This window comes from Kitasatospora sp. MAA19 (assembly GCF_029894125.1).
Taxonomy (GTDB): Bacteria; Actinomycetota; Actinomycetes; order Streptomycetales; family Streptomycetaceae; genus Kitasatospora.
Window position 1 is genome coordinate 72,999 of record NZ_JARXYZ010000020.1, and the last position, 25,508, is coordinate 98,506.

General features: G+C 73.1%; 26 protein-coding genes and 1 riboswitch. Of the genes, 7 read left to right on the top strand and 19 right to left on the bottom strand.

The annotated features are described in order from the left end of the window. Window positions 1–4 precede the first annotated feature (4 nt). Genes P3T27_RS26785 through rpmB form a run of 3 tightly spaced genes read right to left on the bottom strand, consistent with a single transcriptional unit; the run spans window position 5 to window position 1,754 of the window. The gene (locus P3T27_RS26785) at window positions 5–1,216 is read right to left on the bottom strand and encodes a GTP-binding protein (protein WP_348534137.1); all 1,212 of its coding nucleotides are present in this window, start codon (window positions 1,214–1,216) and stop codon (window positions 5–7) included. Further along, complete coding sequence (rpsN, locus tag P3T27_RS26790; RefSeq protein ID WP_280682886.1) at window positions 1,213–1,518, bottom strand: 30S ribosomal protein S14; 306 nt, start codon at window positions 1,516–1,518, stop codon at window positions 1,213–1,215. Before rpsN ends, P3T27_RS26785 begins: the two co-directional genes overlap by 4 nt. Next, the gene (gene rpmB / locus P3T27_RS26795; RefSeq protein WP_280682888.1) at window positions 1,518–1,754 is read right to left on the bottom strand and encodes a 50S ribosomal protein L28; all 237 of its coding nucleotides are present in this window, start codon (window positions 1,752–1,754) and stop codon (window positions 1,518–1,520) included. Before rpmB ends, rpsN begins: the two co-directional genes overlap by 1 nt. A 140-nt stretch (window positions 1,755–1,894) precedes the next feature. Here rpmB and rpmG point away from each other — a divergent pair, with 140 nt between their 5' ends. Both rpmG and P3T27_RS26805 read left to right on the top strand, forming a co-directional pair. Then, entirely contained in the window at window positions 1,895–2,059 is a 165-nt protein-coding gene (gene rpmG, locus P3T27_RS26800; RefSeq protein ID WP_280682890.1) for a 50S ribosomal protein L33, read from the top strand. Window positions 2,060–2,085: 26 nt separating this feature from the next. Beyond that, complete coding sequence (locus P3T27_RS26805) at window positions 2,086–2,334, top strand: type B 50S ribosomal protein L31 (RefSeq protein WP_280682892.1); 249 nt, start codon at window positions 2,086–2,088, stop codon at window positions 2,332–2,334. Between the two features lie 67 nt (window positions 2,335–2,401). Here P3T27_RS26805 and P3T27_RS26810 read toward each other — a convergent pair whose 3' ends face one another. Further along, window positions 2,402–3,514, bottom strand: coding sequence for a HoxN/HupN/NixA family nickel/cobalt transporter (locus P3T27_RS26810; protein WP_280682894.1), 1,113 nt, complete (start codon window positions 3,512–3,514; stop codon window positions 2,402–2,404). 31 nt (window positions 3,515–3,545) lie between these two features. Continuing rightward, window positions 3,546–3,760, bottom strand: a riboswitch (cobalamin riboswitch). A gap of 81 nt (window positions 3,761–3,841) precedes the next feature. On the opposite strand from P3T27_RS26810, the gene P3T27_RS26815 reads away from it, so the two are divergent. Continuing rightward, entirely contained in the window at window positions 3,842–4,225 is a 384-nt protein-coding gene (locus P3T27_RS26815; RefSeq protein WP_280682896.1) for a metalloregulator ArsR/SmtB family transcription factor, read from the top strand. A gap of 69 nt (window positions 4,226–4,294) precedes the next feature. After that, window positions 4,295–5,986 carry a hypothetical protein gene (locus P3T27_RS26820; RefSeq protein ID WP_280682898.1) on the top strand — a complete coding sequence of 564 codons (1,692 nt, stop codon included), beginning with the start codon at window positions 4,295–4,297 and terminating at the stop codon, window positions 5,984–5,986. 8 nt (window positions 5,987–5,994) lie between these two features. On the opposite strand, the gene P3T27_RS26825 is transcribed toward P3T27_RS26820, so the two are convergent. The 9 genes from P3T27_RS26825 to mltG (P3T27_RS26865) all read right to left on the bottom strand — a co-directional run bounded on the left by P3T27_RS26825 (window position 5,995) and on the right by mltG (P3T27_RS26865) (window position 15,582). Then, window positions 5,995–8,001, bottom strand: a complete 2,007-nt coding sequence (locus P3T27_RS26825; protein WP_280682900.1) for an ATP-binding protein — start codon at window positions 7,999–8,001, stop codon at window positions 5,995–5,997. A 72-nt stretch (window positions 8,002–8,073) separates the two neighbouring features. Next, window positions 8,074–8,883 carry a DNA-formamidopyrimidine glycosylase family protein gene (locus P3T27_RS26830; protein WP_280682902.1) on the bottom strand — a complete coding sequence of 270 codons (810 nt, stop codon included), beginning with the start codon at window positions 8,881–8,883 and terminating at the stop codon, window positions 8,074–8,076. Between the two features lie 83 nt (window positions 8,884–8,966). After that, on the bottom strand, window positions 8,967–9,848 hold the full coding sequence (locus P3T27_RS26835) for an AAA family ATPase (protein WP_280683025.1): 882 nt from the start codon (window positions 9,846–9,848) through the stop codon (window positions 8,967–8,969). 85 nt (window positions 9,849–9,933) lie between these two features. Beyond that, window positions 9,934–10,362 carry a type II 3-dehydroquinate dehydratase gene (gene aroQ, locus P3T27_RS26840; protein WP_280683026.1) on the bottom strand — a complete coding sequence of 143 codons (429 nt, stop codon included), beginning with the start codon at window positions 10,360–10,362 and terminating at the stop codon, window positions 9,934–9,936. An 8-nt stretch (window positions 10,363–10,370) separates the two neighbouring features. Continuing rightward, the gene (gene aroB / locus P3T27_RS26845; RefSeq protein WP_280682904.1) at window positions 10,371–11,462 is read right to left on the bottom strand and encodes a 3-dehydroquinate synthase; all 1,092 of its coding nucleotides are present in this window, start codon (window positions 11,460–11,462) and stop codon (window positions 10,371–10,373) included. After that, entirely contained in the window at window positions 11,455–11,976 is a 522-nt protein-coding gene (locus tag P3T27_RS26850) for a shikimate kinase (protein WP_280682906.1), read from the bottom strand. Before P3T27_RS26850 ends, aroB begins: the two co-directional genes overlap by 8 nt. Continuing rightward, on the bottom strand, window positions 11,973–13,157 hold the full coding sequence (gene aroC, locus P3T27_RS26855) for a chorismate synthase (RefSeq protein WP_280682908.1): 1,185 nt from the start codon (window positions 13,155–13,157) through the stop codon (window positions 11,973–11,975). The genes P3T27_RS26850 and aroC overlap by 4 nt, the downstream gene beginning before the upstream one ends. A gap of 207 nt (window positions 13,158–13,364) precedes the next feature. Further along, window positions 13,365–14,195 carry a shikimate dehydrogenase gene (locus P3T27_RS26860; RefSeq protein WP_280682910.1) on the bottom strand — a complete coding sequence of 277 codons (831 nt, stop codon included), beginning with the start codon at window positions 14,193–14,195 and terminating at the stop codon, window positions 13,365–13,367. 34 nt (window positions 14,196–14,229) lie between these two features. After that, window positions 14,230–15,582, bottom strand: coding sequence for an endolytic transglycosylase MltG (gene mltG, locus P3T27_RS26865; RefSeq protein WP_280682912.1), 1,353 nt, complete (start codon window positions 15,580–15,582; stop codon window positions 14,230–14,232). Between the two features lie 63 nt (window positions 15,583–15,645). Here mltG (P3T27_RS26865) and P3T27_RS26870 point away from each other — a divergent pair, with 63 nt between their 5' ends. Further along, the gene (locus tag P3T27_RS26870) at window positions 15,646–16,194 is read left to right on the top strand and encodes a hypothetical protein (RefSeq protein WP_280682918.1); all 549 of its coding nucleotides are present in this window, start codon (window positions 15,646–15,648) and stop codon (window positions 16,192–16,194) included. Between the two features lie 160 nt (window positions 16,195–16,354). Here the strand turns inward: P3T27_RS26870 and mltG (P3T27_RS26875) are convergent, their stop codons facing one another. The 5 genes from mltG (P3T27_RS26875) to P3T27_RS26895 all read right to left on the bottom strand — a co-directional run bounded on the left by mltG (P3T27_RS26875) (window position 16,355) and on the right by P3T27_RS26895 (window position 21,841). Then, entirely contained in the window at window positions 16,355–17,692 is a 1,338-nt protein-coding gene (gene mltG / locus P3T27_RS26875) for an endolytic transglycosylase MltG (RefSeq protein WP_280682920.1), read from the bottom strand. Window positions 17,693–17,786: 94 nt separating this feature from the next. Further along, on the bottom strand, window positions 17,787–18,266 hold the full coding sequence (gene ruvX, locus P3T27_RS26880; RefSeq protein ID WP_280682922.1) for a Holliday junction resolvase RuvX: 480 nt from the start codon (window positions 18,264–18,266) through the stop codon (window positions 17,787–17,789). Continuing rightward, a complete protein-coding gene (gene alaS, locus P3T27_RS26885) occupies window positions 18,266–20,935 on the bottom strand; it encodes an alanine--tRNA ligase (RefSeq protein ID WP_280682924.1) in 2,670 nt (889 codons plus the stop codon). Before alaS ends, ruvX begins: the two co-directional genes overlap by 1 nt. Further along, window positions 20,935–21,357: a DUF6167 family protein gene (locus tag P3T27_RS26890; RefSeq protein ID WP_280682927.1), complete on the bottom strand. Its 423-nt coding sequence runs from the start codon at window positions 21,355–21,357 to the stop codon at window positions 20,935–20,937. The genes alaS and P3T27_RS26890 overlap by 1 nt, the downstream gene beginning before the upstream one ends. A gap of 4 nt (window positions 21,358–21,361) precedes the next feature. Further along, on the bottom strand, window positions 21,362–21,841 hold the full coding sequence (locus tag P3T27_RS26895) for a DUF948 domain-containing protein (protein ID WP_280682930.1): 480 nt from the start codon (window positions 21,839–21,841) through the stop codon (window positions 21,362–21,364). A 230-nt stretch (window positions 21,842–22,071) separates the two neighbouring features. Between P3T27_RS26895 and P3T27_RS26900 the strand changes: the two genes are divergently transcribed. Together P3T27_RS26900 and P3T27_RS26905 are read left to right on the top strand one after the other, a co-directional pair. Next, entirely contained in the window at window positions 22,072–24,300 is a 2,229-nt protein-coding gene (locus tag P3T27_RS26900; RefSeq protein ID WP_280682933.1) for a regulator, read from the top strand. A gap of 50 nt (window positions 24,301–24,350) precedes the next feature. Further along, complete coding sequence (locus P3T27_RS26905; protein ID WP_280682936.1) at window positions 24,351–24,677, top strand: tetratricopeptide repeat protein; 327 nt, start codon at window positions 24,351–24,353, stop codon at window positions 24,675–24,677. 88 nt (window positions 24,678–24,765) lie between these two features. Here P3T27_RS26905 and rpsD read toward each other — a convergent pair whose 3' ends face one another. Next, window positions 24,766–25,380 carry a 30S ribosomal protein S4 gene (gene rpsD, locus P3T27_RS26910; protein WP_218200264.1) on the bottom strand — a complete coding sequence of 205 codons (615 nt, stop codon included), beginning with the start codon at window positions 25,378–25,380 and terminating at the stop codon, window positions 24,766–24,768. Between the last annotated feature and the right edge of the window lie 128 nt (window positions 25,381–25,508).

Consider the following 25,508-nt stretch of genomic DNA (forward strand, 5'->3'; position numbering starts at 1 on the left):
TTCCTCAGTGAACGGGGTCGAGCAGGTCCTGGAAGGCGTCCGGCAGGGCCTTCCAGCCGGGTTCGCCGGCGGCGAGCTCGGCGTCGGTGAGCAGGCAGGAATCGAGCAGCCCGGTGACGCCGTCGACGTCCAGGCCCTCCGCGGTGAAGCAGAGCTGCTGCACCCGGTCGCCGTGCAGCGGGTGCCAGTCGAGGGCGGCGGCGGCCCGGCGGGCGGGCGGGTAGCGGTCCCAGGCGGCGTCCGGCAGGGAGGTGAGCCAGGGCCCGCACTCCTCGACGGCGAGGTTGGCCCCGGCCGCGTCCCAGGCGAGCATCAGGTCGGGCCGGTTCGCCAGCCAGAAGCGGCCGCGGCTGCGCTGTGCGGCGGGGACGAGCAGTTCCAGCGCCCGGTGCAGCCGCTCGGGGTGCAGCGGCCGGCGGCGCTCCCAGACCAGCGTGGTGACGCCGGCCTCGTCGCTCTCCTGCGGGAGCAGCGCTATCGCCGGGTTGACCCGGTCGCGGGCGGCCGCGACGTCGAAGCCGCCGAGGGCGGCCCGGGTGAGCGCGCCGGTGCCGAGCCGGACGACCCGGGCGGTGGGGTGGAGCTGGCGGAGCAGTGCGAGCCCGGGCGCGTGCGCCGTCGCGCGCGGCACCGCCAGAGTGGTGGCGTACTCGACCTGGTGGGCGAGCGCCTCCGCGCGGGTCCGCTCGTCCTGGGCGGCGGTGTGCTCGCCGTGCTCCACCAGGTCGTCGGATACCGAGAGTTCGCCGATCAGCCGGTCCGGGTCGACGGCGGTGACCACGCCGGCGAGTTCGACGACGTCCTCCAGGTGGCGGCCGTCCGCCGCTCCCCCGGCGATCACCTCGACGGCCGGGTGCGGGTCGCTGCCGCCCCACAGTTCGACGATCGCGAGCCCGTACCGGCCTTCGTCGGCGATCCGCACCAGCCGGGGCACCAGGTCCTCGCGCAGGGCGCAGCAGGGGCAGTCGTTCACCAGCGGGACGGCGGCGACGTCGAACCCGCCTCCCCCGTCGCGCAGCTCTCGGTGGACGAGGCCGTGCGAGGACTCCCGCAGGTCGTGGTGGAGGACCACCGCGTCCACCGCGCCGTGCATCAACTCGTCCACCGCCAGGCGGCGTTCGGCGCTGTGGAGCCCGGCGACGACCACCACCGGCAGCTTGATCCCGTCCATGCCGCCCATTCCGGCCGGGCGGTCCGGCCCGTCGACGCCGCTCACCAGCTGGCCTTCCGGACGCCGGGCAGGTGGCCGGCGTGGGCGTGGGCGCGGAGGTTGATCCGGGAGAGGCCGAAGGCGCGCAGGTAGCCGCGCGGGCGGCCGTCGACGGCATCGCGGTTGCGGATCCGGGTGGCGCTGGCGTCACGGGGCTGGCGGGCGAGTTCGGCCTGCGCGGATTCTCGCTCGGCGGGGGCGGTGCCGGGGTGGGCGATGATCCGCTTGAGTTCGGCGCGGCGCTCGGCGTAGCGCGCCACGACGGCGCGCCGCTGCTCGTTCCTGGCGATCTTGCTCCGCTTGGCCATCAGACCTTCCCCCCTCGGGCGCGGATGCGGGCGACGGCGGCCTCGATGCCGATCGTGTCGATGGTGCGGATGCCCTTGGCACTGAGCGTGAGCCGGACGTACCGGCCCTCGCCGGGCAGCCAGTAGCGCTTGTGCTGGATGTTGGGGTCGAAGCGGCGGGGGGTGCGGCGGTGCGAGTGCGAGATCGCGTTGCCGAAGCCGGGTCGACGGCCGGTGAGTTGGCAGTGGGCGGACATGGATGCTCCCTGGCGTCCGGGAATGGGCAGGACGGAGCTCACGTTACACCAGATGAAAATGACTTCCATTTCGGTGTACGGTTTCGCCCCAGCCCCGAACACCCCGGCCCCGAACACCCCGACCACCCGGGAGGACACCCATGGCCCGCAGCGAACTGCGCCCCGTCATCAAGCTCCGCTCCACCGCCGGCACCGGCTACACGTACGTGACCCGCAAGAACCGCCGCACCGACCCGGACCGGATGGTCCTGCGCAAGTACGACCCGGTCGCGGGCCGGCACGTCGACTTCCGCGAAGAGCGCTGACCCCCCGCCCGAAAAGGAGCCCACCCATGAAGCCCGGCATCCACCCCGCCTACCGCCCGGTCGTCTTCCGCGACAAGGTCGGCGGCCTCGCCTTCCTCACCCGCTCGACGGTCACCAGCGACCGCACGATCGAGTGGGAGGACGGCACCACCTACCCGGTGATCGACGTCGAGATCTCCTGGGCCAGCCACCCCTTCTACACCGGTCAGTCGCGCGTCCTGGACACCGCCGGCCGGGTCGAGCGCTTCCGTCAGCGCTACGGCGACCGGCACTGACCCGCGGCAACGCGACGGCGCCTCCCCCGAACCCGCGAGGGAGGCGCCGTCGGACCACCGGTGGCCCCTATTCGGCCGCCACCCAGCGCTTCTCCACCCGGGCCAGCTTCCAGTACGCGATCGCCGCGGCCCAGACCACCACGAACAGCCCGGCGATCGCGTAGCCGACGTTGTCCAGCGAGATGTCCGCGATCCAGCCGGTGACCGGGTCGGTCAGGTCGAGCTTCTCGTGCAGCACGCCGACCAGTTCGATGGTGCCGATGACGAACGCCACCGCGATCGACAGCCCGGTGATCGTCAGGTTGTAGTACACCTTCCGGACCGGGTTGGCGAAGGCCCACTGGTACGCGAAGTTCATGAACGTCCCGTCCAGCGTGTCGAACAGGCTCATCCCGGCCGCGAACAGCAGCGGCAGGCAGACGATCGCGTACCAGGGCAGCCCGGCCGCCGCGCCCGACCCGGCCATCACCATCAGGGTGACCTCGGTCGCGGTGTCGAAGCCGAGCCCCAGCACCATGCCCACCGGGAACATCTGCCCGGGCCGGGTGATCGACCGGGTCGCCCGGTTCAGCACCCGGGCCATGAACCCCCGCGAGTTGAGGTGCTCCTCCAGCTGCGCCTCGTCGTACGACCCGGCCCGCATCGACCGGAACACCTTGAGGATGCCGAGCAGCGCGGCCAGGTTGAGCGCGCCGATCAGGTAGAGGAACACGCCGGAGGTCGTCGTCCCGACCACCCCGAGCCACTTGTGGGTGGCCGACTCGTCGTCCATCAGGATGTTGGCCAGCTGGGCGCCGCCCGCCACCAGGGCCGCCATGAGCACCACCATCGAGGAGTGCCCGAGGGCGAACCAGAAGCCGACCGAGACCGGCCGCTTGCCGTCCGCCATCAGCTTGCGGGTGGTGTTGTCGATCACCGCGATGTGGTCGGCGTCGAAGGCGTGCCGCATCCCGAGGGTGTACGCGGTGATCCCCAGGCCCACCCCGAAGACCTGGGTACCGACCTCGTACTTGTGCGGCGCCACCAGGAAGACGAGCGTCCCGAAGGCCACCACGTGCATGGCCACGATCACCCCCATCAGCCCGGCCGTACGGATGGTGTCCTCGCGCCTCCAGCGGAACGTGGGCAGCGCGGGCGGTGTCGCCGTCGGCTCGGCGGCGGCGGTTTCGGGCACGGTCATCTTCGGGTCACGCTCCAGCACCTCGTGGAAACAGTTCGTGAGATGCCGTGGCCGGTCTCCTGGCTTACGGGGATTCCGTACCCGCCTTCCCAGGCGCGCGAGGCTCCCAGTGGCGTCGTGGGTACGGACGACTCTCCATCGACGACGATCGCGATGGCCCGATCACAGTGGCGAGGGCCGCTCCGGGCTGGGATCCCTGAGGATCCGTCACCGGTCTTCCCGAGCACCACGGCGGGGAACACCGTAGGGGCCAGGCCCCACCCTTGCAAGGCTGCGCACCTGCGCAGGTGTCCAGGATCACACGCCCCCGCCTGCGACAATGAGCGCATGCATCTCGTACCGGCCGACCGCGCGGGCCACCGCACCATCGACGGACACCGGGTCTGCGAGGCCATCGCCGCGATCGGCGACACCGCGCACGTCCGCTCCTGGGCCGAGCGGTTCTCCCTGCTCGCCGACCCCGGACGGCTCGCCCTCCTGCTCGCCCTCCACCGGGCCGGCCCGCTCGCCGTGACCGACCTCGCCGTCGCCACCGGCATGCGCGACCCCGCCGTCTCCCAGGCCCTGCGGCTGCTCCGGACGGCCGGCGTCGTCACCGGCGACAGGGACGGCCGCGTCGTGCGCTACCGGCTCGTGGACGACACCCTGCGCCCCCTCCTCGACGAGTGCGCCGCCGCCGAGCACCACGAGCCCACCGCGGCGACCGGCTGACCGACACCCGGGCCGACCGACTCCCGCGAACGGCGCGCCACGACACGGCCTGATGAGTACGATCATGACGTGCCACCCCACCAACACGCCTGGCCCGCCGACCGCTGGAACACCAGACCGGTCGCCGCCCACGTGCTGGCGGTCGCCCGCACCCTCACCTCGGCCACCCGGGTCCTCGACGTCCTCACCCTGCTCCGCCGGGACGGCATCGAACGGTACTTCACCATCAACCCCGGCTCCGCGTTCGCCGACGGCCTCGACGACTACCTGCGCGACCTGCCCGGCATCACCGTGCTGGACTGGGAGGACGCCGTCCGGCGCCGCTTCGACCTGGCCGTCGCCTGCGCCGTCCACGCCTCCATGCACCGCCTCGACGCCCGGCTCGTCGTCCTCCCGCACGGCGCCGGCTACAACCGCCTGGTGACCGAGTCCACCGGCGACACGGTCAGCTCCGCAGGCCTCTCCCGCAACGAACTCACCTACCACGGGCGGGTGTTCGTCGACGTCCTCGGCCTCTCCCACCCCGAACAGCTGGACCGGCTACGGATCTCCTGCCCCGAGGCCCTCGACGTCGCCCAGGTCGTCGGCGACCCCTGCTTCGACCGGATGCTCCGCAGCCGCCGCTCCCGCGACGGCTACCGCGCCGCCCTCGGCGCCGTCGACGGCCGGCGGCTCGTCGTCGTCAACTCCACCTGGAGCGGGCACTCGTTATTCGGCCGCCACCCCGACCTGCCCCAGCGGCTGGTCCGCCAACTCCCCGCCGACGAGTACACGGTGGCCGTCGTCCTGCACCCCAACATCTGGAACCGGCACGACCCCGAGGCCCTGCTCGACGACGCCCGCCGGATGGGCCTGCGCCTCATCCCGCCCCACCAGGGCTGGCAGGCCGCCCTCGTCGCCGCCGACTGCCTGATCGGCGACCACGGCTCGGTGTCCGTCTACGGCGCCGCCCTGGAACGCCCCACCCTGCTGGTCGCCACCGGCGCCGCCGAACTCGACCCGCACTCCCCCAGCTACGCCTTCGGCCAGACCGCCCCCGCCCTCGACCCCGACGGGGATCTGCTCGCCCAGCTCGAACAGGCCCTGCACCAGGACCCGGCCGGCCTGCGCCCGATCACCGACCGCTCGCTCGCCCACCGCGGCGAGTCCGCCCAAGTGCTGCGCCCGCTGCTCTACTCCTTCCTGGACGGGCTGGACGAACCCCGGGACGAACCGGTCCTGCCGCCCTACCCCAAGCCCGTCCCCCGCCCCGGGGCCACCGACCGGCCCACCGCCTACGACGTCGAGGGCAAGAGCGAGGGGACGGAGGTGAGCCTGCGACGCTACCCCTTCGATCCCGACGACCACACCCCGCGCGGCTTCCACGCCCTCACCGACGAACACCCGGACGACGCCCTGCGCTACACCGCCGAAGTGCTCGCCCGCACCGAGACCCACGCCGAACGCCCCGCCACCCGCTGGCTCGCCGACACCGCCGCCGAACTGCCCGGCCTCGCCGTCGCGGTGGCCGCCCTCGGCCCGGCCCGCCACCTGCTCCGACTGCACACCGGCCTGCTGCTCGAAGCCCGCGCCGAACCGGACTGGGACCGCCCCGACCCCACCCTCGACCCGCTGCTGCTCGGCTCCGCCGTGGCGTCCTGGCTCGCCGACGGCGGCGACCCGACCTGCCTCCCCGGGCACGGCCTCACCATCCGCACCGGCGACCACCACACCCGGGTCTCCTTCAGCACCGGGCCTCAGGGCCTGCCCGGCGGACCCTAGGACAGGCCCTAGCCCCGCAGCTGTCGCAGCCGCTCGCGGGTGTGCTCCGCCAGCTCCGCGTCCTCCAGCTCCTCGGCGAGGGCGACCAGCAGGGTGTACGCCTGCGCCGCCTTCGCGTACTCGCGCTGACCGGACGCCAGCCGGGCGCACTCCTCGGCTTGGGCGACGGCAAGGTCAAGCCGTCCCAGAGCCCGGTAGGCCCGGGCACGGACCAAGGGCAGCTTCACCAGCATGGCGGTGTCCCGCTCGGGCTCCTCGGCTCGTGCCGTGGCCTCGTCCAGGACGGCCAGCGCCTGCTCCGGGCGGTCGTCGGCGATCAGCGCCTGCGCCAGGTTGTAGCTCTGCACGATCTCGCCGTGCCGGTCGCCCCGGTTGGCCTCGCGGGCCAGTGCGAACCGCTCCGCCGCCCGGGCCGACCGGCCGTCGGCCAGGCAGAGCAGGCCGTCCGTCTCGTACAGCACGCCCACGACGCGCTGGTCGGTCACCAGCGGCACCAGTTCGGAGGCGACCTCCAGCTGCTCGGCGGCGAGCGCGTACTCCTTGCGCTCGAAGTGGGCGCGGGCCAGTTGGTTGCGCATCCGGACCACGGCGTCCGGCCGGTTGTCCCACTGGGCCGACGTCACGCCGAGCCGGTGCGTGGCGATCAAGTCCTGGTAGTGCTTGCGGCCGTGGTACAGCGGCCACAACGACTCACAGAGCCGCCACACCTCGCCGTGCCACTTCTGCTTGGCCGCCGCCTCCACCGCCGCGCGCAGGTTGGCCCGTTCGGCCTGCAGCCACTCCAGTGCCTCCGGGTACGAGGCGAAGCCGGGCAGCCCCTCGCCGCTCGGGTCCTGCAACCGCAGCCTCGCCCCCATCGCACGGTCCGCCAGCGACGCCCGGCCCCGGAAGTACGCCACGACGCGGGCGAGGAGCTCGACCCGGCCGGGCAGCTCGCGGGTGCGGTCATAGGCGTGCAGCCGCACCACGTCATGGGCCCGGAAGCGATCGTCGAGGCCGTCGTCCACCACCTCGTCCAGCAGGTGCACGGCGCGCAGCTCGGTCAGCGCCGCCCCGGCCTGTTCGACGCCCGCCGCGCGCGCCAGTTCGGCGGACACGAAGGGGCCGGGGTGCACGCCGATGAGGTGGTAGAGCGCCCGGCCCTGCGGCGACAACCGCTCGTAGACCAGGTCGTAGGTCGGGCCGAGGTCGCTCTCCTCGTCGTGCAGCACGGCCACCCTGCCCTCGCGGTCGTGCAGTTCGGCCACCACCCGACCGAGCGGCAGGTTGTCGCGGTCCAGCAGCTGGCTGCCGACCGCGTTCAGCGCCAGCGGCAACCCGCCGCACAGCTCGACCAGCGCCGCCAGCTCCCCGTCGGTGCCCCGCTCGGAGCCCAGCCAGGCCCGCACCAGATCGGCGCCGGCCGTCGCGCTCAGCGGCCCGAGCTGCCGCACCTCGGCGCCGACCGTCCGCAGCGCGGGCAGCCGCCGCCGGCTCGCGACCACCACCAGCCCGCAGGACGGGAGCAGCGCCCGGACCTCGGCGGCGTGCTCGACGTTGTCCAGGAAGAACAGGCACCGGCGCTCGGCGGTGACCGTCCGGAACGTCGTGAACCGCTCCGTCTCCACCGCCGGGGGCTCCGTGCCGAGGGCGCGCAGGAAGCCGGCCAGCAGCGCGGGGAGGTCCACCCCACCCTGGTGGCGGTACGCCTGGAGGTCCGCGTAGAGGTCCCCGTCGGGGAAGCGCGCCCGGTGCTCCTCGGTGAACTTGGCGATCAGTTCGGTCTTCCCGACCCCACCGAGGCCGGTGAACACCACGATCCCCAGTCCGCCCGTCTCGACTCGGCCCAAGGCCGCGCTCAGCGCGGCGAACTCCGGCTCACGGTTGACGAACGGGCCGTACGGCGACCGGACCTGATGAGGCCTCGGCGGCGGCTCGGGACGGGGGTGGATGTGCACCGACCCGATGTTCTCGGCCTGCACCACATGGCCGCCCACCGTCCCTGACACGGTGTTGGCCACCCGGTGATGCTCCATCTTGCCTGCTCCCTCCGGCCGGTCGGCCCCAGCCTACGGGCTGGGCGCCGGGCCGGAGGGCGGATCAGGGCCTCAGGCCGCCTGGCAGCGCGGGCACCAGAAGAGGTTGCGCGCGGCGTGCTGCTCGGTGCGGACGTCGGTGCCGCAGACCAGGCAGGGCATCGCGGCGCGGCGGTAGACGTAGACCTCGCCGCCGTGGTCGTCGACCCGCGGCGGGCGGCCCATCGCCTCGGGGGTGTGCTCGGGGCGTACGGTGTCGATCCGGCCCGCGCCGACGCCCTCGTGCATCAGGGCGACCAGGTCGGCCCAGATCGCGTCCCACTCGCCCCGGGTGAGGTCGCGACCGGCCCGGTGCGGGTTGATCCCGTGTCGGAACAGCACCTCGGCCCGGTAGACGTTGCCCACCCCGGCCAGCACCTTCTGGTCCATGAGCAGCGCGGCGACGGTCGTCCGGCTCCCCGATATCCGCCGCCAGGCGGCCTCCGGATCGGCGTCGGCGCGCAACGGGTCGGGCCCGAGGCGGGCGGCGACGGCGGCCTTCTCGGCGCCGGTCACCAGCGCGCAGGTGTTCGGGCCGCGCAGGTCGGCGTAGCCGTCGTCGTTGGCCAGCCGCAGCCGGACCAGACCGACCGGCTCGGGCGCGGGACCGGCGCCGAAGGTGAAGCCGCCGTAGAGGCCGAGGTGGACGTGCACCCAGGCGCCCTCCTCGAAGCCGAGGAACAGGTGCTTGCCGGTGGCCTCGGCTCCGGTGAACAGCTGCCCGTCGATCGCCTTGGCCTCGTCGGCGAACCGGCCCTGCGGGCTGGACACCTCGACCGGGCGGCCGCCGAAGGCCTTCCGGTTCTCGGCGGCGAGGCGGTGGATGATGTGGCCTTCCGGCACGGGCGTCAGCTCCCCCGGGGTGGTTCGACAGGACGGGTCCAAGGACTCGTCCATCATCGCAGCCGGGACCGACACACCCCGGGTCAGCGGACCGGCATGCCCATCAGCCGGGCCAGGATGACGCGGTCCAGCTCGGCGGCGGTGCCGGCGACGTCCAGGTGGGAGTTGTCGATGATCGGCAGCCCGGAGTTGTACCAGCCGGCCATCCGGCCGTGGATCCGCGCCACCTCCTCGTCGCCGAGCCGCCGGGTGCCGCCGCGCCGGGCGTTGCGGCGCAGCACGGAGTCCAGGCTGGGCAGCAGCACGACCGGGATCATGCCGGGGCCGATGTGCCGCTTCCAGCCGCCGAGGCCGATCGCCGGGCGGTCCGGGAAGACCGCGTCGTCGATGATGCAGGAGATGCCGTTGGCGAGGTAGTTGCGGCAGGCGAAGCCGCAGGTGCGGCGGGCCAGCCGGTACTGCGCCTCGGAGGCGTTGTTCCAGCCGGACTGCGGGTTGGCGAAGCCGGACTGCACCCACTCGCGGACGTCGTCCAGGCTGATGTGCGCGGTCGGGGTGGGCCGGCGCTCGGCCCAGTACCGGGCGACGGTGGTCTTGCCGGCTCCGGCAGGTCCGATCAGCAGGACGGCGATCGGCCCGGAGGGCGCGTGCCGCTGGGGCGGGTGAGTGGGGAGCTGGACGGGCATGCCGGAGGGCAGCACGAAGTGCCCGGTGGCCCCGGCGGGGACGGGCGCGCTCGGCGCGGGGGCCGGAGGGACGGGCGCGGGCGGAGCGGGCACGGGCGGAGCGGGCACCGGTGCTGTCGGCACAGGGGCCGGAGCGACCGGAGCGGACGCCGGCGGCACCGGCGGCGGACCGACCGCCCTCGACGACTGCGCCCCTGACGACCGGCTCCCCGACGGCTGCGGCCCCGGCGGAGCGACGGGACGCGGCGGGACCTGCCCACCCCCGGCGTACTGCGTCACGGTCACCTCCCGACACCTCTCAGCGGGGACACTACACGGCGGCCCGGCGGCGGGCACAGTCCGCCGCCGGGCCGCTGACCAGGCGTCAGCGCGTGGTGAGCTGTTCGGCCAGGGCGCGCAGGGCCAGCTCGTACGAGCCGAGCCCGAACCCGGCGATGGTGCCGGAGGCCACCGCGGCGATCACCGAGGTGTGCCGGAAGGTCTCCCGCGCGTACGGGTTGGAGATGTGCACCTCGATCAGCGGCGCGGTGCGCTGCGCGGCGGCGTCCCGCATGGCGTACGAGTAGTGCGTGAACGCGCCCGGGTTGATCACCACGGGCACCTTGCCGTCGGCCGCCTCGTGCAGCCACTCCACCATCTGCTGCTCGGAGTTGGTCTCGTGGACCTCGACCTCGAAGCCGAACTCCTGGCCGAGCGCGGTGCAGCGCTCGACCAGCCCGGCGTAGGACGTGGCGCCGTAGACGTCCGGCTCGCGGCTGCCGAGCCGCCCGAGGTTGGGGCCGTTGAGCACCATCACCCGGGTCACGCCGAGACCTCCGCGTAGGCGGCGACCAGCAGGGACGGGTCGGGGCCCTCCAGGACGGAGGTCTTGCCGAGGCCGTCCAGGACGATGAAGCGGATCAGGTCGCCGCGCGACTTCTTGTCGATCTTCATGGCGTCCAGCAGCTTCGGCCAGGCGTCCGCCTGGTACCGCAGCGGCAGGCCGACGGAGGCCAGCACGGCGCGGTGCCGGTCGGCCGTCTCGTCGTCCAACCGGCCGGCCAGGCGGCCGAGTTCGGCGGCGAAGACCATGCCGATGGAGATCGCGGCGCCGTGCCGCCACTTGTAGCGCTCGTTGCGCTCGATGGCGTGGCCGAGGGTGTGGCCGTAGTTGAGGATCTCGCGTCGGCCGGATTCCTTGAGGTCCCCGGAGACCACGTCGGCCTTGACCTGGATGGCGCGGCGGATCAGCTCGACGGTGTGCGGGCCGTCCGGGGTCTTGGCGCCCTCCGGGTCGGCCTCGATCAGGTCGAGGATGGCCGGGTCGGCGATGAAGCCGCACTTGATGACCTCGGCGAGGCCGGAGACGTAGTCGTGCTTGGGCACGGTCGCCAGGGTGTCGAGGTCGGCCAGCACGCCCACCGGCGGGTGGAAGGCGCCGACCATGTTCTTGCCCTCGGCGATGTTGATGCCGGTCTTGCCGCCGACGGCCGCGTCGACCATGCCGAGCAGCGTGGTGGGCATGGAGATCCAGCGCACGCCGCGCAGCCAGGTGGCGGCCACGAAGCCGGCCAGGTCGGTGGTGGCGCCGCCACCCAGGCCGACGACGACGTCGCTGCGGGTGAAACCGGTCTGCCCGAGCACCGACCAGCAGTACGCGGCGACCTCGGCGCTCTTGGCGTCCTCGGCGTTGGGCACCTGGAGGGCGATCGCCTCGTAGCCCTCGCCGAGCAGGTCCTCGCGGATGGCGTCGGCGGTGGCGGCCAGCGCCTCGGGGTGGATGATCGCGACCCGCTTGGCGCGAGTGCCGATGAGCGGCGCCAGCTCGCCGAGCAGCTGGTGCCCGATCAGCACGTCGTACGGGTCGTGGCCGGCGCTGCCGCCGACGTGAATCCTGACGATGGGGTCAGTCATGGGGGGTCTTCAGCTCCAGTGCTTCCAGTACGGCGTCCGCGACCTGCTCCGGGGTGCGGCCGGCGGTGTCGACGACGGCGGTGGCCACCTCCAGGTAGAGGGGGCGGCGGGCCTCCATCAGCTCGCGCCAGCGGGCCCGCGGGTTGACGGCCAGCAGCGGGCGCGGGGCGTCCAGGCCGACCCGCTTGACCGCGTCCGCCAGCGGGACCTCCAGGAAGACCACCGGCAGCTCGCGCAGCAGCGCGCGGGTGGCCTCGGCCATCACCGCGCCGCCGCCGAGCGCCAGGACGCCGCCGTGCTCCGTGGCGCCCGCGCGCACGGCCCGGACCTCCAGCTCGCGGAAGTGCGGCTCGCCCTCGTCGATGAAGATCTCCGGGATGGGCTTGCCGGCCAGCGCCTCGATGTCGGCGTCGGTGTCCCGGAAGGCGACGCCCAGGCGCTCGGCCAGGGCCCGCCCGACGGTGGACTTGCCACTGCCGGGCGGACCGACCAGCACAACGACCGGAATAGTCATCGGATGATCAGGTTGTCGAGGTAGTTCTGCACGTTGCGGCGGGTCTCGGAGACGTGGTCACCGCCGAACTTCTCGTTCACCGCGTCGGCCAGCACCAGCGCGACCATCGCCTCCGCGACGATCCCCGCGGCCGGCACGGCGCAGACGTCCGAGCGCTGGTGGTGCGCCTTGGCCGGCTCGCCGGTGCGCACGTCCAGGGTCTGCAGCGCCCGCGGCACGGTGGCGATCGGCTTCATCGCCGCACGCACCCGCAGCACCTCGCCGGTGGACAGCCCGCCCTCGGTGCCGCCGGAGCGGCCGGAGGTGCGCTTGACGCCCTCGGGGGTCGGGACGATCTCGTCGTGCGCCTTGGAGCCGGGCACCCGGGCCAGCTCGAAGCCGTCGCCGACCTCGACGCCCTTGATCGCCTGGATGCCCATCAGCGCGGCGGCCAGCCGGGCGTCCAGTCGGCGGTCCCAGTGCACGTGCGAGCCGAGGCCCACCGGCACGCCGTACGCCAGCACCTCGACCACACCGCCGAGGGTGTCGCCGTCCTTGTGGGCCTGGTCGATCTCGGCGACCATCGCCTTCGAGGCGTCGGCGTCCAGGCAGCGGACCGGGTCGGCGTCCAGCTTCGCCTCGTCCGAGGGCAGCGGCAGCACGCCGGCCGGGGCTTTGGCGGCGGCCAGCTCGACCACGTGGCTGACGATCTCGATCCCGCAGGTCTCCTTCAGGTACGCACGGGCGACGGCGCCGAGCGCGACCCGGGCGGCCGTCTCGCGGGCGCTGGCGCGCTCCAGGATCGGGCGGGCCTCGTCGATCGAGTACTTCTGCATGCCGGCCAGGTCGGCGTGGCCGGGGCGGGGGCGGGTGAGCGCCTCGTTGCGGGCCAGGCCGGCCAGCACCTCGGGGTCGACCGGGTCGGCCGACATGACCTGCTCCCACTTCGGCCACTCGGTGTTGCCGACCATGACCGCGACCGGGCTGCCCATGGTCTCGCCGTGCCGAACACCGCCGAGGAAGGTCACCTCGTCCTGCTCGAACTTCATCCGTGCGCCGCGACCGTAACCGAGCCGGCGGCGCGCCAGCGCGTCGGCCACCACCGCGGTGGTGACCGGTACACCGGCGGGCAGGCCTTCCAGCGTCGCGACGAGTGCGGGGCCGTGCGACTCCCCCGCCGTCAGCCAGCGCAACGTACCCAACGGAGCTCCTTCATCAGCGGACCGGCCACGGCACCGCCGGGGCCCGCCCGGACGTGCCTTGTGACTGAATCCTTTCATGCCCCGGCGGCACCCGGGAGCGGAGTCCGCGTGACGGACGGCTACCGGCCACCCGGCGGGACGGTGGTCGGCGCGATTCCGGCCACCCGGCGCGGCGGTGGTCGGCGAGATCCGGTCACCGGCGCGGCCTCAGCGCCCGGCGAGGGCCTGCTCGCCCGCCTCGCGCATCGCCGCCAGCGGCCCCGGCGCCCGCCCGGTGAAGGCCTCGCTCTGCAGCACCGCCTGGTGCACCAGCAGGTCCAGCCCGCCCAGGACGGTCGCCCCGCGCTCCGCGCACGCGGCGGCCAGCGCCGTCGGCCACGGGTGGTAGAGCACGTCGAACAGCGCCCCCGGCACGGCGGGCACCGCCTCGGCGAAGGCGTCGGTCGCGCCGACGGGCGTGGTGGAGACGGTCAGCGGCTGCGCCAGCGCCTCGGCCCCGCGTTCCCAGTCGGCGGTGCGGACGACGACGCCCAGCCGCTCGCCCAGCTCGGCCATCTCCCGGGCCCGCTCCGCGCTGCGCACGTAGACGGTCACCTCACCGGTGCAGACCTGGGCGAGCGCCGCCAGCGCCGAGGAGGCGGTGGCCCCGGCGCCCAGCACGGCCGCGCCCGGCACCTCGGTGATGCCGCGCTCGCGCAGCGCGTTCACCAGCCCGGGGACGTCGGTGTTGTCCCCGGTGCGCCGCCCGTCGGCGGTGAACACCACGGTGTTGACCGCGTCCACCGAGCGGGCCGTCGCGCTCACCTCGTCCAGCAGCGGGATGATCGCCCGCTTCAGCGGCATGGTCAGCGACAGCCCCGCCCACTCGGCCTCGTCCAGCCCGGCGAGGAAGCCGGGCAGACCGGCCTCGTCCACCTCGAAGCGGTCGTAGCGCCAGCCGTCCAGCCGGAGCGCCGCGAAGGCGGCCCGGTGCAGGTCCGGCGAGAGCGAGTGGGCGATCGGCGAGCCGAGAACGGCCGCCCGGTGCTTGCTGGTCAACGCTGCTTCTCCCTGAACGACTCGCCCGAGCAGGCTACTTGGCGGTGGTGCAGTGGACGCGCACCTTGTCGAAGCCCTGGCCGGCCGCCTTGCAGTACTTCTCGACGTTGGCCGCGTGCTCCTTGTCCGTCTCCGCGAAGAGGGTATGGGTCGGGTCCATCGCGATGAAGTACAGCCACTTGCCGTCCGCCGGGTTGAGCACCGCCTTGATCGCCGCGTCACCCGGGTTGGAGATCGGTGTGGGCGGCAGGCCCGGGTTTCGGTAGGTGTTGTACTTGTTGGACGCGTCGTCGATTTCCTTCTTGTCGAGCTGCGTGCGACCGAGCGAGTACTGCAGCGTGGTGTCCATGCCGAGGGTGTGCTGCGTCGCGTCGCTGGAGAGGCGGTTCTGGATGGTCCTCGCCATCTTGGCGAAGTCGTCCGTGTTGTTGCCCTCGCGCTGCAGGATGCTCGCCTCGATGACCACCTCGTACGCGGTCTTGAGACCGGCCTTGGAGGCGTCGGCGTCCAGGTTCGCGTACTTGTCGGTGGCGTTCTTCACCATCTGCTTGAGCAGGTCCTCGGGCTTCATGCCCTCGGCGATGTTGTAACGCGTCGGCCAGAGGAAGCCCTCGATGTTGCCGTTCGCGTACGCGGGCAGGCCGAGGTTGGCGACCTGGGCCTTGGCGACGCCCGCCGTGGTGCCCGGCGACAGCTTCAGCTTCCCGTCGATGATGGTGTAGATGTCGGCGGCGGTCTTGCCCTCGGGGATGACCAGCCCCTCGCCACCGGCCTGTTGGAGGAGGCCCTGGAGCGCGGCCGCGGCCGGCATCTCCTTCTTCAGCGCGTAGAAGCCCGGCTGGATGGTGGTGCACTTGGGCTCGGCGCTGCAGGCCTTGCTGAACGCGTCGACGCTCTTGACCACGCCGGCGGTCTTCAGCGCGAGGCCGATCTGCCCGCCGACCGCGCCGGACTTGACCTCGACCTGGACGGAATCGGTGCCCTCGCCCTGGAAGTCCGGCGCCGGGCCGAAGTGGTCCTGGTAGAAGCCGTAGCCCCACCAGCCGGCGCCGCCCAGCGCGCCGATCAGCACCAGCGCGACCAGGAGGCAGGCCCCGCCGTTGCGGCGGCCGGACTTCTTGCCCTTCTCCTTGCGCTTCTTCTTCGCGTCGCGGGAGTCGTCCTCCTCGCCGAGGAAGCCGGCCTGCTCGGGGTCGCCGTCCTCGTCCCGGTACTCGGCGTCCTCGTGGCGACCGTCCTCGTACCGGCCATCCCCATGAGGGCCCTCCTCGTGGCCGTCCCACTCGTCGGTCTCGGGCCCGTGCCCGCCCACCGGGTCGGCGCCGGCCTCCAGCGCGGCGGCCTCGGCCTCCCAGTCGATGCCGTCCGGGCCGGGGCCCGCGGGCACGACCGGCTCCGGCTCCGGCGCCGCCCGCCGCCGGCCCCGCGGCTGCCCGGGCTGCGCGCCCTGTTGCGGCATCCCCGGCTGCTGCTGCACACCGGGCTGCTGCGGGGACATCCCCGGCTGCTGCCCCATGCCCGGCTGCGGCTGTCCGCCCGGGAACCCCTGCTCCTGATACCCCTGCGGGTACCCCTGCTGCGGCACCTGCTGGGGCATCTGCTGCTGCGGATACCCCTGCTGCGGCATCTGCTGCTGCGGCATCTGCTGCTGTTGCGGGTACCCCTGCTGCCCCTGCTGCTGCGGGTAGCCCTGCTGCGGCATCTGCTGGGGCATCTGCTGCTGCGGATACTGCTGCTGCTCGCCCGGGAACCCTTGCTGCTGATACCCCTGCGGGTACCCCTGCTGCGCCATCTGCTGCGGCATCTGTTGCTGCGGATACCCCTGCTGCTGCCCGTCCCCGTACGGCTGTTGGACCGGCTGGCCCTGCTGGGGATACTGCTGCTGCCACTGGCCGTCCTGCTGGCCGGGGACCGGCTGCTGGCCGCCGTACCCGGGGTCACCGGGGTGCCACGGCTCGGAGCCCTGGGGGCCGTAGCCCCGACCCAGATCGGTCATTGATCCCCTTAACCGACGAAGACGGCCGGAGGATCGGACCGGCCGTCCGGGACGCGGTCCCGGCTGATTCTCGAACCGGCGTGCTAGCGCAGCGCCTGGGAGGAGACGTTACCGTACCGCAGTCGTGCCCCTGGCAGGGCGGATGTGCCACCGGTGTCCGACCTCACCCACCGGTGGCGCCGTCCGTCGGCGCCGGCGGAGCGGAGGCGGCGGCCGACCCGGAGGCCGCCGCCGACGCGGCGGCGGAACCCGCAGGCGACGCCGAGGGCACCCCCGACGGCGAGCCCGACGGCGACCCGGAGGGCGACCCCGACGGCGCGGCCGAGTCGCTCGGCTTCGCCGACGCCCGGTTGGCGTTGAACTCCGCGACGTTGCGCTGCTGCACCTCGAAGCTGTCGGTGAAGCGGGTGTCCCCCGGTTTCACGGTGACGAAGTAGAGCCAGTCCCCCGGCACCGGGTCCAGTGCCGCCATGATCGCCTGCCGCCCCGGATTGGAGATCGGCGTGGGCGGCAGCCCGGGGTGCAGGTAGGTGTTGTACGGGGAGTCCAGCCTGGTGTCGGTCACCGTGGTGTTCAGGGTCGACCGGCCGAGCGCGTAGTTGATCGTGGAGTCGAGCTGCAGCGGCATCGCCCTGGCCAGCCGGTTGTAGATCACCCGCGCCACCCGGCCCATGTCCTCGGTGTTGTCGGCCTCGCCCTGGACCATGCTGGCCACCGTCACCAGCCCGTACAGGCTCTGCCCGAGGTTCTGCGCGACGACGTTCGCGTCATCCCGGCTGAACTCCTTGCCGGCCCGGTCCACCATCTGTTTCAGCAGCTCGATCGCGGTGGTCCCGTCGGTGACGCTGTACGTCGCGGGGAACAGGTAGCCCTCGGGGCTGCCCTTGGTGAAGTCCGGCAGGCCCAGTTCGGCGCCCTGCTCCTGGGCGGTGCGCTGGGTGGTGCCGTCCGGCAGGCCCAGCTTCCGGTCGATCGCCGCGTAGATCTGGTAACCGCGCCAGCCCTCGGGGATGGTCAAGCCGTTGGCGTTGGCCGGGTCGATCAGTACGGCCAGCGCGGCCGCGGCCGACATCCGCTGCTTCATCGTGTACGTGCCGGGCTGGATCCGCCCGGCCGCCGCGGCGCTGCCCTTGGCCTCCCGGGTGAAGGCGAGCGAACTGGCGACCACCCCGTTGCGCACCAGCGCGTACGCGATCTGGGACAGCCCCGCCCCCTCCGGCACCGAGACCTGGACGCTGCCGGTGCCCTGCCCCGCGTAGTCGGCGGCGACCGGGGGTTTGCGCTGCTCCTGCCACCAGGCGTAGCCGGTGAGGCCCACCCCGCCGAACACCCCGATCAGGGAGAGCGCGGTGAGCGCGCAGGCCAGCCCGTTACGCCGTCGGTGCGGATCCGGTGCATCGGAGCGCGTACGGGGCGCGCCCGGCGGGCGACCCTCCGGCTCCAGCACCGGCGCACCCAGGTGCCCGGGCGTGAGCCCCGGGTGGAAGTCCTGGTCGGTCATGGCTCGCGTCCCCTCGGCGGTCCCGGAACGAACGAAAAGGGTCCGTGCGGACGCGTCCGCACGGACCCCTCACCGGGACGTTAGATCAGGCCGGTCAGCCGACCGCCTCGACGCTCTCACCGGGCGGGCGTCCGCTCACCCGTTCGGACTCAAGGGCGGTCTGCAGGATCACCACCGCAGCGGCCTGGTCGACCACCGAGCGACCCTTCTTCGCCTTGACGCCCGAGGCGCGCAGCCCGTGGGTGGCGGTGACGGTCGACATCCGCTCGTCGACCAGCCGGACCGGCACCGGGTAGAGCCGGTTGGCCAGCCGGGCGGCGTACCCGCGGACCTTCTCCGCCGCCGGGCCCTCCTTGCCGCTCAACGAGCGCGGCAGCCCGACGATCACCTCCATCGCCTCGTACTCGTCGACGATGGCGGCGATCCTGGCCTGCGACTTCGCTCCGGCCGGGACGGTCTCCACGGGGGTGGCGAGCACCCCGTCGGGGTCGCAGGACGCGACCCCGATCCGGGCGTCACCGACGTCGACGGCGATCCGCCGCCCGCGCCGGAAGGGTCTTTCCACCTGCTCCATCAGCTGGCGCGCTCCGCGACCAGGCCGCGCACCGCGGCGACGGCCTCGCCGACCGCGGCCGGGTTGGAGCCGCCGCCCTGGGCGACGTCGTCCTTGCCGCCACCGCCGCCGCCGAGGGTCTTGGCGGCGACCCGGACCAGCTCGCCGGCCTTGATGCCGCGGGCGCGGGCGTCCTCGTTGGTGGCGATCACGGTCAGCGGACGGTCGTTCGCCACGGTGAAGGCGGCGACCACGGCCGGGCGCGAGCCGAGCCGGCCGCGCACGTCCAGCACCAGCTTGCGCAGCTCGTCCGCGCCCACGCCGTCGGCGACCTGGGCGGCGACCACGGAGATGCCGTGCACGTCCTCGGCCGAGTCGGCCAGGCCCGCCGCGGCGGCCAGCACCTTCTCGGCGCGGAAGCGCTCGATCTCCTTCTCGGCGTCCTTGAGCTTGGCGAGCATGCCCGAGATCTTCTCCGGCAGCTCCTCCGGGCGGCCCTTGACCAGGTCCGTCAGCTGGGAGACCACGGTGTGCTCGCGGGCCAGGAACTTGTACGCGTCGACGCCGACCAGCGCCTCGACGCGGCGCACGCCGGAACCGATCGAGGACTCGCCGAGCAGCTTCACCAGACCCAGCTGGGCGGTGTTGCCGACGTGCGTGCCACCGCACAGCTCCTTGGAGAAGTCTCCGATGGTGACGACCCGGACCTCGTCGCCGTACTTCTCGCCGAACATCGCGATGGCGCCGGCCTTGCGGGCCTGATCCATCGTCATGACCTCGGCGGTGACGTCGAGTTCGCGACCCAGCACGTCGTTGATCTTCTGCTCGACGTCGACCAGCACGCTGCCCGGGACGGCGGCGGGCGAGCCGAAGTCGAAGCGGAAGCGGCCGGGCGCGTTCTCGGAGCCGGCCTGGGCGGCCGTCGGGCCGAGCGCGTCGCGCAGCGCCTGGTGGGTCAGGTGGGTGGCCGAGTGGGCGCGGGCGATCGCCCGGCGGCGGTCGACGTCGATCGTGGCGTACGCCGAGGCGCCGAGCACGACCTCGCCGAACAGCACCCCGCCGGAATGCACGATGACACCCGGGACGGGCTGCTGCACATCGCGGATCTCCACCACCGCGCCGGACTCCAGCCGGATCCGGCCGTGGTCGGCGAGCTGGCCGCCGCCCTCGGCGTAGAACGGGGTGCGGTCGAGGATGATCTCGACCTCGTCGCCCTCGGAGGCGGCCGGCGACGGAACGCCGTCCACCAGCAGGCCGACCACGGTGGCCTCGCCCTCGGTGAGGCTGTAGCCGGTGAAGACGCTCGCGCCGGACTTGTCGGCGACCTCGCGGTACGCGGCGACATCGGCGTGGCCCATCTTCTTGGCCTTGGCGTCCGCCTTGGCGCGGTCCCGCTGCTCCTGCATCAGGCGGCGGAAGCCGGCCTCGTCCACCTGGAGGCCCTGCTCCTCGGCCATCTCCAGGGTGAGGTCGATCGGGAAGCCGTAGGTGTCGTGCAGCTTGAAGGCCTGGTCACCGGAGAGCACCGCGCCGCCGGCCTGCTTGGTCTCGGTGACCGCGGCGTCCAGCAGGCTGGTGCCGGCCTTCAGGGTCTGCAGGAAGGCCCCCTCCTCGCCGACGACGACCGTCTCGATGCGCTTGCGGTCGCTCTCCAGCTCCGGGTACTGCGGGGCCATCGCCTTGATGGCGATGTCGGTGAGGTCCTTGGCGACCGGACCGGTGGCACCCAGCAGGCGCATGTTGCGGATGGCGCGGCGCAGGATGCGGCGCAGCACGTAGCCGCGGCCCTCGTTGCCGGGGGTGACGCCGTCGCCGATCAGCATCAGCGCGGTGCGGATGTGGTCGGTGACCACGCGCAGGGAGACGTCCGACTTGTGGTCGGCGCCGTAGGTGTGGCCGGTCAGCTCGGCGGCGCGGTCGAGGATCATCCGGCTGGTGTCGATCTCGAAGAGGTTGTCGACGCCCTGCAGGATGGCGGCCAGGCGCTCCAGGCCGAGGCCGGTGTCGATGTTCTTGCTCGGCAGGTCGCCGAGGATCTCGAAACCGTCCTTGCCGTCGCCGTGGCCGCGCTCGTACTGCATGAAGACCAGGTTCCAGATCTCCAGGTAGCGCTCGCCGTTGACGGCCGGGCCGCCCTCCTCGCCGTACGCGGGGCCGCGGTCGTAGTTGATCTCCGAGCACGGGCCGCACGGGCCGGGGACGCCCATCGACCAGAAGTTGTCCTTCATGCCGAGGCGCTGGATGCGCTCGGAGGGGACGCCGATGACGTCACGCCAGATCTGCTCGGCCTCGTCGTCGTCCTGGTAGACGGTGATCCAGAGCTTCTCCTTCTCCAGGCCGTAGCCGCCGTCCGCGACGGAGCTGGTGAGCAGCTCCCACGCGAACGTGATGGCGCCTTCCTTGAAGTAGTCGCCGAAGGAGAAGTTGCCGCACATCTGGAAGAAGGAGCCGTGCCGGGTGGTCTTCCCGACCTCCTCGATGTCCAGGGTGCGCACGCACTTCTGGACGCTGGTGGCGCGCGAGAACTGCGGCTTGACCTCGCCCAGGAAGTAGGGCTTGAACGGCACCATGCCGGCGTTGACCAGCAGCAGGGTGGGGTCGTCGGCGACCAGGGACGCCGACGGAACGACGGTGTGGCCGCGCTCCTCGAAGAAGCGCAGCCAGCGGCGGCGGATCTCAGCCGACTCCATTATTGGTCCTTCCGGTTCGGGGTGCCGCCCCGCTGCGGCAGTGCGCGGCGGGGCGTTTCTTCAGTGGCTTGGGGTGTGGTGCGGGCGCTGCTGGACGAAGGCAGGGCGGCGGCCGGGCTGCCGGGCGCCGCCGAGATAGCTCGGTACTGCGGCTCGCCCCTGGCCACCCGGCGGCGCCGGGGCTCGACCACGGCGGTGCCGTGCAGTCCGAGGTCGTCGCGCAGCTGCTCCTCGCGCTCGGTCATGCCCGCCCGCACGTCCTGGGCGAACTGCTTGGCCAGGTCGCCCAGGTGCAGCGCACCGCGCGTGGCGGTGCCGGAGAGGCTGTCCGGGGTGAGCCGGTGCACGGCCTCGTTGGCCTTGTTCATGGCCCAGACGGTGGCACCGGCACCGACCGCCATCCAGAAGACGCGTCGCACCATGCCGTCAGCCCCTCACCGCGCGCCGGACCCGGGAGAGCAGGCCGTTCCTGGGCGCGGTCGCGGCGCGCACCTCGGCCCGGATCAGCCGGGCCAGCTCCTCGCGCTCGCCGCTCTGCGACGGCACGGACGGCTGGCCGCCCTGCTGCTTGGCGACGGCCTTGCGGACGCCGTAGCTGAAGGCCGCGACCTTCACCAGCGGCCCGCCCAGGGTCGCGGCGACGGTGGAGGACAGCGCGTTGGCGTTGGCGGCGGCGTCCTGCACGTTCGCGGTGATCTCGTCCACCCGCTCCAACTGCTCGTTGGCGCTGCGCACGGCGGCGCCCGCGTCGCTCAACAGCGGGACGGCCTGCTCGGTGACGGCGGAGACCAGGACGGTGGCCTCCTTCAGCACCCGCGAGAGGCGGACCAGCACCACGGCGAGCAGGGTGACCAGGACCGCCCAGAACACGGCGACGAGCAACCCGGCCAGCTCTCCCACGGACACCTTTGCGCGCTCCCTCGCCTTGCTGTTCTCCAAACGGAACCCTATCGCGCCGACGCCCGGTTTCCGGACCGGGTTATCGGCGGGCCCGCCCGGTGGATCCGGTCGGGTGTGCGAACCGCGCGCGTAACCTACCGGCCGGTCACCTCGTTCTGCCAGGCGGGCCGTCGCCCGTACGGCCCGACGCACGTCCGGGCCGTGTCGGTCCGGGCCAGGAACACGGGGAGCAGCGGTTGGCCGGCGACTGGACAACACCGCCCGGGGAGCCCGGGGCGTGGCCGCGCGAGCCGGAGCCCGGCCGGCTGCCGGCCGAGGTGACGTGCTTCGTCGGACGGCGGCGGGAGCTGGCCGAGCTGGCGGGCCTGCTGGCCGCCGCCCGGCTGGTGACGGTGACCGGCCCGGGCGGGGTCGGCAAGAGCCGGCTGGCGCTGCGCGCGGCGGCCCGGGCGGCCGGCGCCTTCCCGGACGGCACCTGGCTGGTGGAGGTGGCCCCGGTGCAGGACCCGCTGCTGCTCGGCCACGCGGTGCTGGAGGCACTGCGGCTGACCGACGGCACCGCCCGCCCGCCGCTGGACGTCCTGACCGAGCGGCTGTCCGGTCGGCGCCTGCTGCTGGTGCTGGACGGCTGCGAGCACCTGGTGGAGGCCTGCGCGGAGCTGGCGGACGCGCTGCTGCGGGCACTGCCCGGGCTGCGGGTGCTGGCCACCAGCCGCGCCGTGCTGCGGGCCACGGGCGAGTACCTGCTCACCCTGGCCCCGTTGCCGGTCGGCCCACTACCGGACCGCCCGGTAGGGCCCGACGCGCTGCCGGACGCGGTGCGGCTGTTCGCCGACCGAGCCAGGGCGGTGCTGCCGTCCTTCGCGGTGACCGAGGCCAACGCCGAGGCGGTGAGCCTGCTCTGCCGCCGTCTGGACGGCATCCCGCTGGCGGTGGAACTGGCGGCCGGGCGGCTGCGGGCGCTGTCGGTGGAGCAGATCACCGCGCGGCTGGACGACCGGTTCCGGCTGCTCACCGGCGGCTCCCGGACGGCCCTGCCACGGCACCAGACGCTGCGCACGACGATCGGTTGGAGCCATGAGCTCTGCACCGTGCAGGAACGTTTACTCTGGGCCCGCCTGTCGATCTTCGCCGGCAGTTTCGACCTGGAGGCCGCCGAGTACGTCTGCGCCGGCGAGGGCCTGGAGTCCGAGGACGTGCTCGACCTGCTCGACGAGCTGGTCGGCAAGTCCGTGGTGCTGCGCGAGGACAGCGCCTTCGGCGTCCGCTTCCGGCTGCTGGACACCCTGCGCGAGTACGGCGGCCGATGGCTGCGCGCCGCCGGCGAGGAGCGGCGGCTGCTGCACCGCCACCGCGACTGGTACCTGGGCGTGGCCACCTGGGGCGAGGTCGAGTGGTTCGGTCCCCGACAGGCGGAGACCGCCGAGCGCACCGGGCTCGCCCACACCAACCTCCGCGCGGCGCTGGAGTTCTGCCTGACCGAGCCCGGCGAGGAGCAGATCGCCCTGCTGCTGGCGGGCACGCTGTGGTTCTACTGGGTCGGCTGCGGCCACCTCGGCGAGGGCCGGCACTGGCTGGAGCGCGCGCTCGCCCTGGACCGTGAGCCGACCCAGGCCCGCGCCAAGGCCCTCTGGGTGACCGGCTACACGGCCACCCTGCAGGGCGACCTGGAGACGGCCCGCCCGGCGCTGGAGGAGTGCCGCCGCCAGGCCCTGACCACCGGCGACGACCGGGCGCTCGCCTACGCCGTCCACCGGCAGGGCTGCGTGGCCCTGATCGGCGACGACCCGGACCGCGCCGCCGAACTCTTCGAGGAGGCGCTCTGGCACTACCGGACCATCGGCGAGCTCAACAGCAACGTCGTGATGGCCATGTTCGAGCTGGGCCTCGCCTGCCTGTTCCAGGGCGACCTGGAGAGCGGCGAGCTCTGGTTCGGCCAGGCCCGCGAGCTGTGCGAGGAGCACGGCGAGCAGTGGGCGTACGCGTACGTGCTGTACGCGATGGCGTACGCGCACTGGCTGGACGGAGCCGTCCGGCAGGCCCGCGCGCTGGCCCGGGAGAGCCTGCGGCTGAACCACCTGTTCCACGACCTGCTGGGCATCGTGCTGGCGATCGACCTGCTGGCACTGCTGGAGACCGAGCCGAACGGCCCCGACGCGCCGGGCGACCTGTGCGAGGCCCGGGTGCTGCAGGGCGCCTCACACCGGATCTGGCGCACGGTCGGCATGCCCTTCCTGGGCTCGCGGTGCTTCTTCGGCCCGCACCAGGAGTGCGCGGAGCGGGCCCGGACGGGGCTGACCGAGCAGGAGTACGAGGAGCACTACGAGGCGGGGGCCCGGCTCGACCTGGACGCCGCGGTCTCCCGGGCGCTCGGCGGCGGCGAGTCGGCGGACGGCCCGGAGCCGGGGGCCGGGCCGTGCTCGGTGCCGCCCGCGCCGGCGCCCTCGCCGGCCCGGAATAGTTGAAACTTGTCCATTGCTTGAGGAGGCAAGGAACCACCCGGAAGGAGCACCCCGTGGCCGTGAACACCGCCGCCGACGAGTACCGCCTCGCGACCTTCTACTTCGAGTCCAAGGCGTACACCGACGCCGCCCGCATGCTGGAGGGCGTACTGGCCGAGGAGCCGGCCAACCTCTCCGTCCGGCTGCTGCTGGCCCGCAGCTACTACCACTCCGCCCAACTCCACCGCGCCGAGGCCGAGTTGCGCCGGATCCTCGACATCGACCCGGTCGAGGACTACGCCCGGCTGATGCTCGGCCGCACCCTGGAGCGCCAGAGCCGCCACGAGGAGGCCCGCCCGCACCTGCGGCTGGCCGCCGCGATGACCGGCGAGGACTGGTAGACCGGGGGCAGCGGAAACGGCGAGCCCCCGCCGCCTCGAAAGGCGACGGGGGCTCGCTGAGGTACCGCAGGTGCGGAACCGTCGCGGGTCAGCGCGAGTAGTACTCGACGACCAGCTGCTCGTCACAGATCACCGGGACCTCCTTGCGCTGCGGCGCACGGTCCAGGCGGAAGGCCAGGGCCTTCAGGTTGACCTCGAGGTACTTCGGGGTCTGGCCCTCACCCGCGTAGCCACCCTCACGGGCGACCTGGAAGGGGACCTTCTCCTTGCTGCGCTCGCGGACGGTCACCACGTAGCCCGGCTTCATCTGGTACGACGGCTTGTTGACCTTGCCACCGTTGACCTCGATGTGGCCGTGGACGACCATCTGGCGGGCCTGGTAGATGGTGCGGGCAATGCCCGAACGCAGCACCAGGGAGTCCAGACGGGTCTCCAGCTCGGCGACGAGCGCCTCACCGGTCTTGCCCTCGGCCTTCTTCGCGCGGTCGAACGCGCGCGCCATCTGCTTCTCGCTCAGGTCGTACTGGGCGCGCAGACGCTGCTTCTCGAGCAGACGGACCTTGTAGTCCGAGTTCTGCTTGCGACCACGGCCGTGCTGGCCGGGCGGGTACGGGCGGGCCTCGAAGTACTTGACGGACTTCGGGGTCAGCGGCACGCCGAGCGCACGCGCGATCTTGACCTTGGGACGCTTCTGGTTCGCCATGAACCAAACCTTCCTTGCTTACGAATACGGCTTCACCAGGTGTTGACGGAGGTCGCACGTCGCGACCCGGAGAAAACCCCGCCGCTTGCGCAGTGGAATCAGCCGCTCTCCGGAGCCGGGCACGAAAG

What these genes read in the sequence shown, in the direction of transcription:
- rpsN (WP_280682886.1), bottom strand. Translation starts at nt 1,518, where the DNA reads ATGGCCAAGCGGAGCAAGATCGCCAGGAACGAGCAGCGGCGCGCCGTC.
- rpmB (WP_280682888.1), bottom strand. Translation starts at nt 1,754, where the DNA reads ATGTCCGCCCACTGCCAACTCACCGGCCGTCGACCCGGCTTCGGCAAC.
- rpmG (WP_280682890.1), top strand. Translation starts at nt 1,895, where the DNA reads ATGGCCCGCAGCGAACTGCGCCCCGTCATCAAGCTCCGCTCCACCGCC.
- P3T27_RS26805 (WP_280682892.1), top strand. Translation starts at nt 2,086, where the DNA reads ATGAAGCCCGGCATCCACCCCGCCTACCGCCCGGTCGTCTTCCGCGAC.
- P3T27_RS26810 (WP_280682894.1), bottom strand. Translation starts at nt 3,514, where the DNA reads ATGACCGTGCCCGAAACCGCCGCCGCCGAGCCGACGGCGACACCGCCC.
- P3T27_RS26815 (WP_280682896.1), top strand. Translation starts at nt 3,842, where the DNA reads ATGCATCTCGTACCGGCCGACCGCGCGGGCCACCGCACCATCGACGGA.
- P3T27_RS26825 (WP_280682900.1), bottom strand. Translation starts at nt 8,001, where the DNA reads ATGGAGCATCACCGGGTGGCCAACACCGTGTCAGGGACGGTGGGCGGC.
- aroQ (WP_280683026.1), bottom strand. Translation starts at nt 10,362, where the DNA reads ATGGTGCTCAACGGCCCCAACCTCGGGCGGCTCGGCAGCCGCGAGCCG.
- aroB (WP_280682904.1), bottom strand. Translation starts at nt 11,462, where the DNA reads ATGACTGACCCCATCGTCAGGATTCACGTCGGCGGCAGCGCCGGCCAC.
- P3T27_RS26850 (WP_280682906.1), bottom strand. Translation starts at nt 11,976, where the DNA reads ATGACTATTCCGGTCGTTGTGCTGGTCGGTCCGCCCGGCAGTGGCAAG.
- mltG (WP_280682920.1), bottom strand. Translation starts at nt 17,692, where the DNA reads ATGACCGACCAGGACTTCCACCCGGGGCTCACGCCCGGGCACCTGGGT.
- ruvX (WP_280682922.1), bottom strand. Translation starts at nt 18,266, where the DNA reads ATGGAGCAGGTGGAAAGACCCTTCCGGCGCGGGCGGCGGATCGCCGTC.
- alaS (WP_280682924.1), bottom strand. Translation starts at nt 20,935, where the DNA reads ATGGAGTCGGCTGAGATCCGCCGCCGCTGGCTGCGCTTCTTCGAGGAG.
- P3T27_RS26890 (WP_280682927.1), bottom strand. Translation starts at nt 21,357, where the DNA reads ATGGTGCGACGCGTCTTCTGGATGGCGGTCGGTGCCGGTGCCACCGTC.
- rpsD (WP_218200264.1), bottom strand. Translation starts at nt 25,380, where the DNA reads ATGGCGAACCAGAAGCGTCCCAAGGTCAAGATCGCGCGTGCGCTCGGC.